General features: G+C 68.2%; 12 protein-coding genes. 1 reads left to right on the top strand and 11 read right to left on the bottom strand.

Annotation, left to right across the window (positions count from 1 at the left end; all coding sequences use genetic code 11):
- Positions 1-17: 17 nt before the first annotated feature.
- Positions 18-1,784, bottom strand: a complete 1,767-nt coding sequence (locus ACWDTD_RS09970) for a DoxX family protein (protein WP_449746929.1) — start codon at positions 1,782-1,784, stop codon at positions 18-20.
- Positions 1,785-1,834: 50 nt separating this feature from the next.
- Positions 1,835-2,794, bottom strand: a complete 960-nt coding sequence (locus ACWDTD_RS09965; protein WP_449746928.1) for a Ppx/GppA phosphatase family protein — start codon at positions 2,792-2,794, stop codon at positions 1,835-1,837.
- 186 nt (positions 2,795-2,980) lie between these two features.
- Here ACWDTD_RS09965 and ACWDTD_RS09960 point away from each other — a divergent pair, with 186 nt between their 5' ends.
- Positions 2,981-3,808: a hypothetical protein gene (locus tag ACWDTD_RS09960; protein ID WP_449747010.1), complete on the top strand. Its 828-nt coding sequence runs from the start codon at positions 2,981-2,983 to the stop codon at positions 3,806-3,808.
- Between the two features lies 1 nt (position 3,809).
- Here ACWDTD_RS09960 and ACWDTD_RS09955 read toward each other — a convergent pair whose 3' ends face one another.
- From ACWDTD_RS09955 to mshA, 9 genes are all read right to left on the bottom strand, one after another.
- Positions 3,810-4,496 carry a winged helix-turn-helix domain-containing protein gene (locus ACWDTD_RS09955; RefSeq protein ID WP_449746927.1) on the bottom strand — a complete coding sequence of 229 codons (687 nt, stop codon included), beginning with the start codon at positions 4,494-4,496 and terminating at the stop codon, positions 3,810-3,812.
- Positions 4,493-5,920, bottom strand: a complete 1,428-nt coding sequence (locus ACWDTD_RS09950; protein ID WP_449746926.1) for a sensor histidine kinase — start codon at positions 5,918-5,920, stop codon at positions 4,493-4,495. Before ACWDTD_RS09950 ends, ACWDTD_RS09955 begins: the two co-directional genes overlap by 4 nt.
- Before the next feature lie 131 nt (positions 5,921-6,051).
- A complete protein-coding gene (locus ACWDTD_RS09945) occupies positions 6,052-6,387 on the bottom strand; it encodes a GNAT family N-acetyltransferase (RefSeq protein WP_449746925.1) in 336 nt (111 codons plus the stop codon).
- A 68-nt stretch (positions 6,388-6,455) separates the two neighbouring features.
- Positions 6,456-7,199: a phosphoglyceromutase gene (locus ACWDTD_RS09940; protein ID WP_449746924.1), complete on the bottom strand. Its 744-nt coding sequence runs from the start codon at positions 7,197-7,199 to the stop codon at positions 6,456-6,458.
- Between the two features lie 64 nt (positions 7,200-7,263).
- Positions 7,264-7,449, bottom strand: coding sequence for a hypothetical protein (locus ACWDTD_RS09935; protein WP_449746923.1), 186 nt, complete (start codon positions 7,447-7,449; stop codon positions 7,264-7,266).
- A 228-nt stretch (positions 7,450-7,677) separates the two neighbouring features.
- Entirely contained in the window at positions 7,678-9,285 is a 1,608-nt protein-coding gene (locus ACWDTD_RS09930; protein ID WP_449746922.1) for an AMP-binding protein, read from the bottom strand.
- Positions 9,282-9,719 (bottom strand): hypothetical protein, encoded by a 438-nt coding sequence (locus ACWDTD_RS09925; RefSeq protein ID WP_449746921.1) that lies wholly within the window; start codon positions 9,717-9,719, stop codon positions 9,282-9,284. The genes ACWDTD_RS09930 and ACWDTD_RS09925 overlap by 4 nt, the downstream gene beginning before the upstream one ends.
- A 7-nt stretch (positions 9,720-9,726) precedes the next feature.
- Positions 9,727-10,278, bottom strand: a complete 552-nt coding sequence (locus ACWDTD_RS09920; protein WP_449746920.1) for a YbjN domain-containing protein — start codon at positions 10,276-10,278, stop codon at positions 9,727-9,729.
- 45 nt (positions 10,279-10,323) lie between these two features.
- Positions 10,324-11,670 (bottom strand): D-inositol-3-phosphate glycosyltransferase, encoded by a 1,347-nt coding sequence (gene mshA / locus ACWDTD_RS09915; protein ID WP_449746919.1) that lies wholly within the window; start codon positions 11,668-11,670, stop codon positions 10,324-10,326.
- Between the last annotated feature and the right edge of the window lie 84 nt (positions 11,671-11,754).

Genomic DNA, 11,754 nt, shown 5'->3' with positions numbered 1-11,754 from the left:
GTGACGCGCGGTCGCGCTCACGTGGCCAGGAGCACGAGCGGACCGATCGTCACGATCAGGCCGACGCCGAGCGCGAGCAGCGTGGTGGGCAGGTCGCGGGAGCGGCGGACCGCGTGGGTGAGCGTCACGACGCCGAAGATCACCAGCACCGCGAGCACGAGCGCGAAGTACACATTCCACTTCCACAGCTCGGTGAAGCCCCAGAACAGTCCGACGCCCACGGCCAGGCCGACGATCGACTCGCCGATCACCAGCAGCCACGCGGCCAGCGGTGAATCGAAACGACCCTTCTTCGCGGGGGCGGTGTCGGTGTCTGGGGTATCGGTGTCTGCGGTGTCGGTGTCTGCGGTGTCGGTGTCTGCGGTGTCGGTGTCTGCGGTGTCGGTGTCTGGGGCGTGAGTGTCTGCGGTGTCGGTCTTCCCGGCTGCTGCCGTCTCGGTGACCGACGTGTCGGCGGTGGCTGTGTCCGCGGCCGACGTGTCGGCAGTGGGAACCCTCTCGCCCGCTACATCGTCGACGACGGGGGCTGCGGAGGAAGATTCGGTGCCCTCGACGTCCTCGTCGACATCCGCGGTGTCGGTCGCCGGGACGGGTGCCTCCGAATCCGCGATCACGTCGTCGGCGGCGGGCTGCACGTCGAGCAGATCCTCGACCAGCTCCATCGACGTGTTCTCCTCGGCCTCGATTGCCGGGTCCTCGAGCGCCGGGGTGCCGGGAGCCGGCGACGCGTCCGTCGCCTCCTCGCGATCGGCGGCAGAGAACTGTTCGGTCGCCGCGGGCGTCAGCGCGACCGCCTCGTCGCCCGGGAAGTCGGCAGTCGCCGGCTCGGGTACATCGGGGCCGGTGGCCTTGTCGACGGTCGGGGCTTCGGCGTCGGTGCCGTCGGCGACGGCGGCCGCCTTGGCGGCAGCACCCCTCCCGGCGGCCTTGGCGCCGCGCCGCCGGAACCAGCGTCGCTTCTGCTTGGGCTCCTCGTCGTCCTCGACGTCGGCGAAGGCTCGGTAGGCCTCGAAATCGTCGTCCATCACCTCGGCGAATGCGCTGGTCCGGCCGGCCGGGGCCGGGGGCGCAGCGAGTTCGACGCTGTCCACGTCGTCGGCGTCGACCACGCTCACCCCGTCGGGCTCGTCGCCCACCACCGGGATGATCCCGGTCACCGCGTTCGCGTGTTCGAGATCGGCCTCCACGAGATCGTCGGATGCCTGCTCGGCGGCCGGCGTGGCCAGTCGCGAGGCGACGGCACCGGCATGGAAGTCACGGGTTTCCGGCGCCCGGAACGACGGCCGCGTGGGGGTGGGCGTGTCACCGGGGGTGGCGCCGCGGAAGGCCGACGCCGAGGTGTCGGTGTCGGTGTCGGGCACCGGTCCGTCCTGTGACGCGCGACGTGCGATCGGACTGCTCGACCGCGGGAAAGGACCGGGCTGCGAGTTACCCCACGCCGGGCGAACCGGCGTCTCACGTTGCGGGGTTGCCGGCCGGGAGGTTTGCGGTGCCGGGGCCGGTGTTTTCGACACCGGTGTGGCCGGGGCGGGATCGGTGGTGATGCGTGGGATCTCACCGGTCAGTTCCGAGACCGAGACGGCCCCGTCGCGGCCGGCGCGCCGTCGACCCCGACCGTCGGCCGAGCGTCGGCCCTCGGCCGAGCCCCGCCCCTGTGCCGCTTCCGCGGCCGCCGCGTCGCGTCGCGCCAGCAGTTCGGCCACCGAGATCGGCCGCGACTCGGGGGCATCGCCGCCCGATCCCGTGTTCGATTGCGGCTTGCCCGCCCCAGGTTGGTTCGCCATCGAAACGCGTACTCCGTCCTCAACTCGTCATGTAATGCTGTCGCCCGCGGTCACCGGGTGGGAGCCATCGGCTCGGTCGTGTCGGCCGGTTCGCTGTCCAGACGACGCAGGATCACTCCCTCACGCAGAGCCCACGGACAGATCTCCAGTGTATCCACCGACAACGCGCGCATCGCCGCCTCGGCGACGAGTGCCCCCGCAACCAGCTGTCCGGCACGGTCGGCGCTGACCCCTTCGAGTTCGGCGCGGTCGTCGCGGGTCATCCGCGAGATGAAGGCGATCACCTGCCGCAGTCCGCTCGCGGTCAACTGCCGCCGCACCCGCGGACCCGCACCCGAGGGCGCGGCACCGGTGAGCCGGGCCAGGCTGCGGAACGTCTTGGAGGTGGCCACCGCGACATCGGGCCGGCCGGGTTCGAGCAACTCCTTCGCCGGCGCCTTGAGCTCGGCGTCGAGCCAGTCACGCAGCACCCCGATGCGGCGCCGGTCCGGCGGGTCGTCGGGCAGCCACTCGCGGGTCAGGCGTCCGGCGCCCAGCGGAAGCGACAGTGCGACGTCGGGTTCCTCGTCGACCCCGTTCGACATCTCTAGCGACCCGCCGCCGATGTCGAGGGCCAGGATGCGCCCGGCGCCCCACCCGAACCAGCGCCGCACCGCCAGTGACGTGAGTCGTGCCTCGTCGCGGCCGGAGAGCACCACCACCCGCAGACCGGTCTCGGCCTCCACCCGGTCGAGGACGGCGTCGCTGTTGGTGGCGTCGCGTACCGCCGACGTCGCGAACGCCATGGTTTGTTCACACCCCGAACTGGTCGCGATCCGGGTGAACTCGTCGACCGACTCCACCAGCGATCGCGCCCCGCGCTCGGTGAGCCGGCCCTTGCCGTCGATCTGTTCGGCGAGTCGCAGCACCGACTTCGTCGAACTCATCGGGGTGGGATGTCCGCCGCGATGGGCGTCGACCACCAACAGGTGCACCGTGTTGCTGCCCACGTCGAGGACTCCTAAACGCACGAATCCACGGTAGTGCGTGTCCGATTCGCCGTCCGTGTGTGGGTGCCTTCGGCACGGTGCGTGGGTGCCTTCGGCACGGGGCGTGGGTGCCTTCGGCACGGGGCGCAGGTGCCCGGCGCCGACCGACCGCCGGTTGCGTGGCGGGTTACGGTGGACGTCGTGTCCAGCCCCCCACGTCCCGCGCGCATCGCGCCTGCTCCCGAGGTCGATCTCGACTTCGCCCGCGAGTGGTACGAGTTCTTCGACCCGGCCAACGCCGAGCACCTGATCAGAGCCGACCTGACCTGGCTGTTGTCGCGCTGGACCTGCGTGTTCGGCACCCCCGCCTGCCAAGGGATCATCGAGGGCCGCCCCGACGACGGCTGCTGCAGCCACGGGGCCTATCTCTCCGACAAGGACGACCGCAAACGCCTGGCCAAGGGCGTCAAGATGCTCACGCGCTCCGACTGGCAGTTCTTCGACAAGGGGTCGGGCAAGGACCCGCTGGGCAACAAGGGGTACCTCGAGGAGGGTGACCTCGATGACGAACCGGCGCTCAAGACCCGACTTCACAAGGGCGCGTGTATCTTTCTGAATCGCCCGGACTTCGCCAACGGTCCCGGCTGCGCCCTGCACGCCATGGCCCTGCGCCGCGGGCTCGAACCGCTGACCGTGAAACCCGATGTGTGCTGGCAACTTCCGGTGCGGCGGGAGCAGGAGTGGGTGACGCGTCCCGACGACACCCAGGTGCTGCAGACCACGATCACCGAGTACGACCGGCGCGGGTGGGGCGAGGGCGGCCACGACCTCAAGTGGTACTGCTCGGGATCACCCGACGCGCATGTCGGTGCCACGCAGGTGTTCGAATCGTATGCGCCCGAACTCACCGAACTGCTCGGCGCGGCCGCCTACGACGAACTCGCCCGGGTGTGCCGAGGTCGAAACGGCATGGGGCTCATCGCAGTTCATCCGGCCACCGCGGCGGCCACCAGCCGCCGCGACACCGACATCAAGTACGAACGGCTCGACGAATAGCTCAGGGTTCGAGCTTGTAACCCAGCCCGCGGACGGTGACGAGGTGTTTGGGGTTGGCCGGGTCGGGTTCGATCTTGGAGCGCAGACGTTTGACGTGCACGTCGAGCGTCTTGGTGTCGCCGACGTAATCGGCGCCCCATACCCGGTCGATCAACTGCCCACGGGTGAGTACCCGGCCGGCGTTGCGCAGCAGATACTCGAGCAGGTCGAATTCCTTGAGCGGTAACGTGATCGGCTGACCGTTGACGGCGACGATGTGCCGTTCCACGTCCATCCGCACCGGTCCGGCCTCCAGCACGCCGATGGACAGGTCCTCGTCGGAACCCTCTCCCCCGCGCCGCAGGACGGCACGGATGCGCGCGATGAGCTCCCGCGCGGAGTAGGGCTTGGTGACGTAATCATCGGCACCGAGTTCGAGGCCCACCACCTTGTCGATCTCGCTGTCGCGGGCGGTGACCATGATGACCGGCACGCTCGACCGCGACCGCAGCGACTTGCAGATCTCGGTGCCCGACATGCCGGGCAGCATCAAATCGAGCAGCACGATGTCGGGGCTGACCCGGTCGAATGCCGCGAGCGCGTGTGCGCCGTCGTTGACGACGCTGGCCTCGAAACCTTCCTTGCGCAGCAGGAAGGCCAACGGATCGGCCAGCGATTCCTCGTCCTCGACGATCAGAACGTGAGTCACCTGTCGATGTCCTTTGATTGAGTGGCGAGCACCGGCGGGAGTGCCGGGTCGGGGACCGCGGAGGAGCCGAAATCGGGCAGCGAGGCGTCGATGTCGGTATCCGCGGCCGGTCGGTCCGCATCCCACGACCCACGCGCGGTGAGGTCCTGCGGAATGCAGAGGGTGAACGTGGAGCCCGTGCCCGGTTTGCTCCACAGGCTGATGGAACCGCCGTGGTTGGCGGCGACGTGTTTCACGATGGCCAGCCCCAATCCGGTGCCGCCGGTCTGTCGCGAGCGCGCCCGGTCGACCCGGAAGAACCGCTCGAATACCCGCTGCTGGTTGGCCTGTGCGATTCCGATGCCGCGGTCGGTGACGGCGATGGCCACCATGGGTCTGCCGTCGACCCGCGTGACGCGGCGGCTGATCGAGACGATCGTGTTGGCCGGTGAGTAGGCGATGGCGTTGACGATCAGGTTGTTGAGGGCGGTGAGCAGCAGCACCCGGTCTCCGCGCACGACGAGTCCCGCGGGTGCGTCGGTGCGCAGCGCGATGCCTGCGGCCTCGGCGGGCACGGTGGCCGAATCGACGGCCTCGCCGATCAACCGGTCGACGTTGACCTCGGTGAAGTCGGCGGTCTCGCCGCCTTGCAGCCGCGACAGGGCGATCAGCTCGCTCACCATGTTGCCCATCCGGGTGGCCTCGGCCGCCACCTTGCGGCCGAAGTACTCGACGGAATCGGGGTCGTCGGCCGATTCCAGCAGCGCCTCGGCGAGCAGACCGATCGCACCGACCGGCGTCTTGAGTTCGTGCGAAACGTTGGCCACGAAGTCGCGCCGGGTGGCCTCCACACGGGAGTGCTCGGTGTCGTCGAAGCCGTAGACGACGGCATAACGCTCGTCGGCGTGCCGCACCAGGCGGGCGACGCATCGGACCGATTCCACCGAGTTGGCGCGCGTGCGGCCGGTGGAGATGAAGCCTGCCGCCGAGGCGGGCGGCTCGAAGTCGAAACGTTTGTCGGCCTCGGTGTCGAGTGTTTCCTTCGCGGCGTCCCACACGGCGTCGGCGAGGAGACGGTCGCGGACCATCGCGAGGTCGACGGCGCGGTGGTTGTAGAGGACCACGTCGCGGAACTGGTCCACCACGGCGATCGCGGTCTCGGAGTTGCGGACGATGAGACTGAGCAGACCCGCGGTGGTCATCCGCCCGTCGTCGGTGGTCACCCGCACATCCGAAGCCCGCAGTTCGGCGGTCTCGGGCACCACCCGGGGTTTGTCGGCGAGCTCTGCGGGTTCGATGCGCGCTGCTGCCTGCTGTAATGCCGGGGCGGGCCGACCGGGACGACGCGAGTGCGGTCGCTGGCTTCGCTGATGGACACGGATGCCGATGAGCACACCGATGGCCAGTGCCACGACGATCACGACGACGAAAACAGCGCCGCTCACGAATCCACCGGTCACAATTCCAGCTTACGGGCCGTCAAACGGCCAGCACACACGGCGAAGAAGTGTTCGACCGCTGTTCACACCGCGTTCGGGTTGGTTTCGGCCCGGCCCGACGCCCGTCCGCGAGTGCGTCACTGCGGGACGGGAACCGCCATGTCGGAGTATTCGGGATGCGACTCGATGAAGCGGCGGACGTAGCTGCACACCGGCACCACCTGTTTTCCGGTCGGCCGAATGTCGTCGAGCACGGCCCGCACCAACCGGGCCGCGTATCCGCGTCCCGAGTGGCTGTCGAGGATCACGGTGTGCGTCAGCACCACCTGATAGGGCTCGGACACGTAGTCGAGGTATCCGACGAGCGATTCGGCGACATCGAATCCGTCCGGATCCGCCGCGGCAACCAGCACCGCCTGGTAGCGCTCCTGAGCAGGCGAATGATCGATTCGGACCTCGTCGTCGTTCACCATGCACTCAAATGTAGCGCGCGTCACACTTTGCTTGCCATGACGATTGCGTTACAGCTTGTACCACACAGTCACTTCTGACCCTGCGCCGCCACCGCCGCGGCCCCGGCCGCCGCGCCCTCGGGATCGAGATAGGTGCCACCGGGATTGAGCGGCTTGAGATCGTCGTCGAGGTCGTAGCGCAGCGGGTTGCCGGTGGGGATGTTGAGTTCGGCGATGTCGGCGTCGGAGATGCCGTCGAGGTACTTCACGAGAGCGCGCAGCGAATTGCCGTGGGCGGCCACCAGCACGGTCTTGCCCGACGTGATGTCGGCCGCAATGGTGTCCAGGAAGTACGGGGTGAACCGTTCGACGACGTCCTTGAGGCATTCGGTCAACGGGACCTCGATGTCGGCGTAGCGCGGATCGCCGGTCTGGCTGTACTCGGAGTCCGGGTCGATCGGCGGCGGCGGCGTGTCGTAGCTGCGGCGCCACAACATGAACTGCTCGTTGCCGAACTCCTCCTTGATCTCCGCCTTGTTCAGTCCCTGCAGCTTGCCGTAGTGCCGCTCGTTGAGCCGCCAGTCACGGACCACCGGGATCCACAGCCGGTCGGCCGCGTCGAGCGCGATGTCGGCGGTGGTGATCGCACGACGCAGCAGCGAGGTGTAGAGGATGTCGGGCAGCACGTCGTGTTCGACGAGCAGCTCGCCCGCGCGTTTGGCCTCGGCCCTGCCCTTGTCGGTGAGGGCGACGTCCACCCATCCGGTGAACTGGTTCGACGCGTTCCATTCACTCTCGCCGTGCCGCATCAGGATCAGGGTGCCGTTGCTCATACCCGTCAGTTTCGCACAGGCCACCCGCCGCCATCGCGATGAACGTGTCACCCGTTTGGAGAGTTCATCGCGTGTTCGGCTGTCGCCGCGAGTCGAGCGTGCCCACTTTGCCGTCGACCGTGCCCACTTTGCCGTCGAGCGTGCCCACTTTGCCGTCGAGCGTGCCCACTTTGCCGTCGAGCGTGCCCACTTTGCCGTCGAGCGTGCCCGCTTTGCCGTCGACCGTGCCCGCGGATGGTGGTTTCGACAAGCTCAACCAGCGGGCGTCGCTCGACCAGCGGGCCGGCGCTCAACCAGCGGGCGTCGCTCGACCAGCGGGCCGGCGCTCAACCAGCGGGCGTCGCTCAACCAGCGGGCGTCGCTCAACCAGCGCGGAGGGCTCAACCAGCGGGCGTCGCTCAACCAGCGGGCGTCGCTCAACCAGCGCGACAGACCCGCACCCAGCGGGAAGACACTCAACCAGCGGGCCGGCGCGCGGCTACTTGCGGAGATCCTTGCGCAGGATCTTGCCCGACGCGGACTTCGGGATGGCCTCGATGAACTCGACCTCCCGCACCTTCTTGTGCGGGGCCACCTTTGTCGCGACGAACTCCATCACCTCGTCCTCGGTGAGTTCCACCTTCGCCTGCACCACGACGTAGGCCTTGGGGATCTCCTCGCCCGACTCCTCCTCGATCACGCCGACCACCGCCGTGTCCGCGATCTTGGGATGCGTGAGCAGCAGTGCCTCGAGTTCGGCCGGCGGCACCTGGTAGCCCTTGTATTTGATGAGTTCCTTGAGCCGGTCGACGATGTAGACGCAGCCGGTGGGGTCCACCTGTGCCATGTCGCCGGTGTGCAGATAGCCGTCGGCGTCGATGGTGTCTGCGGTGGCCTGCTCGTTGTTGAGGTAGCCGAGCATCACGTTCGGGCCCTTCACCCACAGCTCACCGGGCTCCGACAAGCCCTCGGTCGGCAGCGGCAGATCCGCGCCGGTGGCCGGGTCGACGATCTTGTTCTCGCTGTTGGGAATCGCCCATCCGGTCGACGACAACGGCGGCTCTTCGAGGCCGAGCGCGGCAGTGGTGTCGAAGGGAATCAGGTGGCTCACCGGCGACAACTCGCTCATGCCGTAACCCTGCAGCATGTGCAGGTTGAGTCGCTTGGCCACCGCCTTGCCGAGTTCGTCGTCGAGCGGCGCGGCACCGGAGAGCATGGTGTGCAGCGACGACAGGTCGTACTTGTCGATGATGGGGTGCTTGGCCAGCGCGACGGCCACCGGCGGCGCGATGAACGCGTAGGTGACCTTGTACTTCTGAATGCTCTCCAGGAACTCGACGAGATCGAATCGCGGCATCACCACCAGGCTCGCGCGCACGCGCAGCGCGGCGTTGAGCAGCACCGTCATGCCGTAGATGTGGAAGAACGGCAACACGGCCATGATCACGTCGTCGGAGGCCATCCCCTGCAGCGGCGCGATCTGCGCGACATTGGCCACCAGGTTGGTGTGACTGAGCATGACGCCCTTGGGATTTCCGGTGGTTCCGGAGCTGTAGGGCAGCACCGCGACGTGGGTCTTCGGGTCGAACGAAACATCGGGTGCGGGCAGGTTGGGACCGATCAGGTCGGCGGCGTTGGGGTGTCCGGAAGCCGCGAGCCCCTCACCGTCGAGGATGTACACACTGTCGTCGGCGATGCCCGCCTCGGCGGCGGCCTCGAGTGCCTGCGGCGCCATCGGCGAGATGGTGACCAGCGTCTTGGCGCCAGAATCCTTGAGCTGCTTGGCGATCTCGGGAGCGGTGAACAGCGCGTTGATCGTGGTTGCGGTGGCACCGGCGCGCAAGATGCCGTGGAAGACGGTGGCGAACACCGGGAGATTGGGCGACAGAATGCCCACCACGTCGCCCACCCCGATACCCCGGGCGGCAAGGGCACCGGCGGCCGCGTTGATGCTGCCGATCAGCTGCCGGTAAGTGGTCTTGGTGTCGGTCTTGGGATCGATGAGCGCCACGCGATCGAGATCGGCCTCGTCGATGTCGCCGAACAGGAAGTCATAGACACTGACGTTGGGGATGTCGACATCTGGGTAGGGACTCTTGAAGCTCATGGCACCTCCGTTGGCCGGTCTGTGGGGATGAGCGTATCAACACTGGTTGCCACCTTGTGACGCGCATCTCCGTCGGAATTGACCGATTGGCCGGGCACGCTCAACGCAGATCCGGGCACGCTCGACGCGAAAGTGGACACGCTCGACGCGAAAGTGGGCACGCTCGACGCCGATCCGGGCACGCTCGACGAGAAAGTGGGCACGCTCAACGCGAAACCGGGCACGCTCGACGCCGAACCGGGCACGCTCAACGCCGAACCGGGCACGCTCAACGCCGAACCGGGCACGCTCAACGCCGAACCGGGCACGCTCGACGGGAAACCGGGCACGCTCAACGCCGGTCCGGGCACGCTCGACGCGAAAGTGGACACGCTCGACGGGAAACCGGGCACGCTCAACGCCGATCCGGGCACGCTCGACGCGAAAGTGGGCACGCTCGACTCAGATGGGGAGCTCGTCGCTCCGCTCACCGGTGGGCTCGGGCAGCGACTCCTTGTCGATGAGGTGCTCGAAGGCGAGCAGGTTGCGCAGCGACTCGCCGCGCGCTACCCGCCACGCCCATTCGCGCCGAATCGAATTGGCGAAACCGAGTTCGAGCAGCGTGTTGAAGTCGCCGTCGGCGGCCTCGAGGACCTGCCCGAGAACCCGATCCACCTCATCGGGGGTGAGTGCGTCGTTCGAGATGCGACCCACCAGATAGATGTCGCCGATGTTGTCGATGGTGTAGGCGACCCCGTAGAGGCGCCGATTGCGTTTGAGCAGATAGCGATACACCGACTCGTGGTTCTCGTCGGCGTGACGACACACGAACGCCTCCACACGGACCCCGTGCGTGCCGGCGGTCAACAGCACCGTGGTCTTGAGCTTCTTCTCCCCCGGCAGTTCGAGCACCACGTGCTCCGACTGCGCACCGCCCGAACTCTTTCGGGTGAAAGCGATCTCGCGCTCGGTGAGTACCTCTTCGAGCAGGGCGAGATTATCGGTGTGACTCATCGAGCATCACTCCTGTCCGTGTGCGTTGGCACCCGATCTCCTCGATCAGGCGGTGGCCCTGCTGCGCCGGCGCCAGCGCATCCCCGACAACCGGCCGGGCACGGAGCCCGCGCCGGGTGCCGGACGTGTCCCCGGGGCAACGGCGAACGACGCCATCGCGCGTGCGTAACTGTCCTGCAAGGCGTCGACGGTGCGCTCCCAGGAAAACTGCTCCGCGTGTGCGCGTGCGTGCGCACGCATCGCCGACAACTCGTCGGGCGACGACACCAGTTTCTCCAGCGCGTTCGTCCAGTCGTCGATCCGATGCCCGTCGACGAGCACCCCGCTGCGTCCGTCGGCGACGGCAACTCCCAGCCCGCCGACGTCGGCCGCGATCACCGGGGTACCGCACGCCTGCGCTTCGATCGCAACCAGGCCGAACGACTCCGAATAACTCGGCACGGCAACAACATCCGATGCCCGATACACGTCGGCCAGGCGGCCGGCGGGCTGTGGCGGCAGAAAGGTGACGGCGTCGGAGATCCCCAGTTCCGCGGCGAGGTCGACCATCGCCGACGGCGTCTGCACCCCGCTGCCCGACGGACCGCCGACCACCAGCAGTCGAACCGGCCGCCGCGCGTCACGGGTCCGCTCGATCAGCGGCGCCGCCGCGCGCAGCAGAATGTCGGGGGCCTTCAGCGGCTGGATGCGGCCGACGAAGGTCAGCAGCATCGAATCGGGGTGCAGGCCCAGTGCCCGGCGTGCCGCATCCGCGGAACCCGGTGTGTAGCAATCGAGATCGGCGCCGGGCGTCACCACATCCACCCGAGCGGGTTCGGCCCGGTACATCGAGACCAACTCGTGCGCCTCGGTCCGGGTGTTCGCGACGAGCTGGTCGGCCTCGTCGACCACCTGTTGCTCGCCGATCACCCGCAGCATCGGCTCGGCGGTGTCACCGACCGCGAGCGCGGCGTTCTTCACCGCGGCCAGCGTGTGCGCGGTGTGCACCAGCGGCACGCCCCACCGGTCGCGGGCCAGCCAGCCCACCTGCCCCGACAACCAGTAGTGCGAGTGGATCAAGTCGTAGTAGCCGGGCCGCTGCACGGCCTCGGCGCGCAGCACGCCCGCGGTGAACGCGCACAACTGGGCGGGCAGATCCTGTTTGTCGAGTCCCTCGAACGGTCCGGCCGCCACATGGCGCACGGTCACACCGGGCGCCGCCTCCACCACCGGCGCGTCGGACGACGACGTGGCGCGGGTGAAGATCTCCACCTCCACGCCGCGGCGGGCGAGACGTTGCGCTGTCTGCCAGACGTAGACGTTCATGCCCCCCGCGTCGCCGGTGCCGGGCTGCGCCAACGGAGAGGTGTGTACCGAGATCAGCGCGACTCGCCGCGGCACCAGGGACGTCATCACTCCAGCTTAGAGAAACCCGCTCGCGGCGATGCCGATGGCCGCATGTCCGGGCGGTGTTACACTCCTTTCGGTAACGATTGT

Source organism: Gordonia sp. NPDC003425 (assembly GCF_053588635.1).
This window is presented reverse-complemented; position numbering and strand designations above follow the sequence as displayed.

Bases quoted from the DNA above. Each gene is read 5' to 3' on its own strand.
- mshA (WP_449746919.1), bottom strand. From the start codon at position 11,670: ATGACGTCCCTGGTGCCGCGGCGAGTCGCGCTGATCTCGGTACACACC.
- ACWDTD_RS09940 (WP_449746924.1), bottom strand. From the start codon at position 7,199: ATGAGCAACGGCACCCTGATCCTGATGCGGCACGGCGAGAGTGAATGG.
- ACWDTD_RS09970 (WP_449746929.1), bottom strand. From the start codon at position 1,784: ATGGCGAACCAACCTGGGGCGGGCAAGCCGCAATCGAACACGGGATCG.
- ACWDTD_RS09920 (WP_449746920.1), bottom strand. From the start codon at position 10,278: ATGAGTCACACCGATAATCTCGCCCTGCTCGAAGAGGTACTCACCGAG.
- ACWDTD_RS09945 (WP_449746925.1), bottom strand. From the start codon at position 6,387: ATGGTGAACGACGACGAGGTCCGAATCGATCATTCGCCTGCTCAGGAG.
- ACWDTD_RS09930 (WP_449746922.1), bottom strand. From the start codon at position 9,285: ATGAGCTTCAAGAGTCCCTACCCAGATGTCGACATCCCCAACGTCAGT.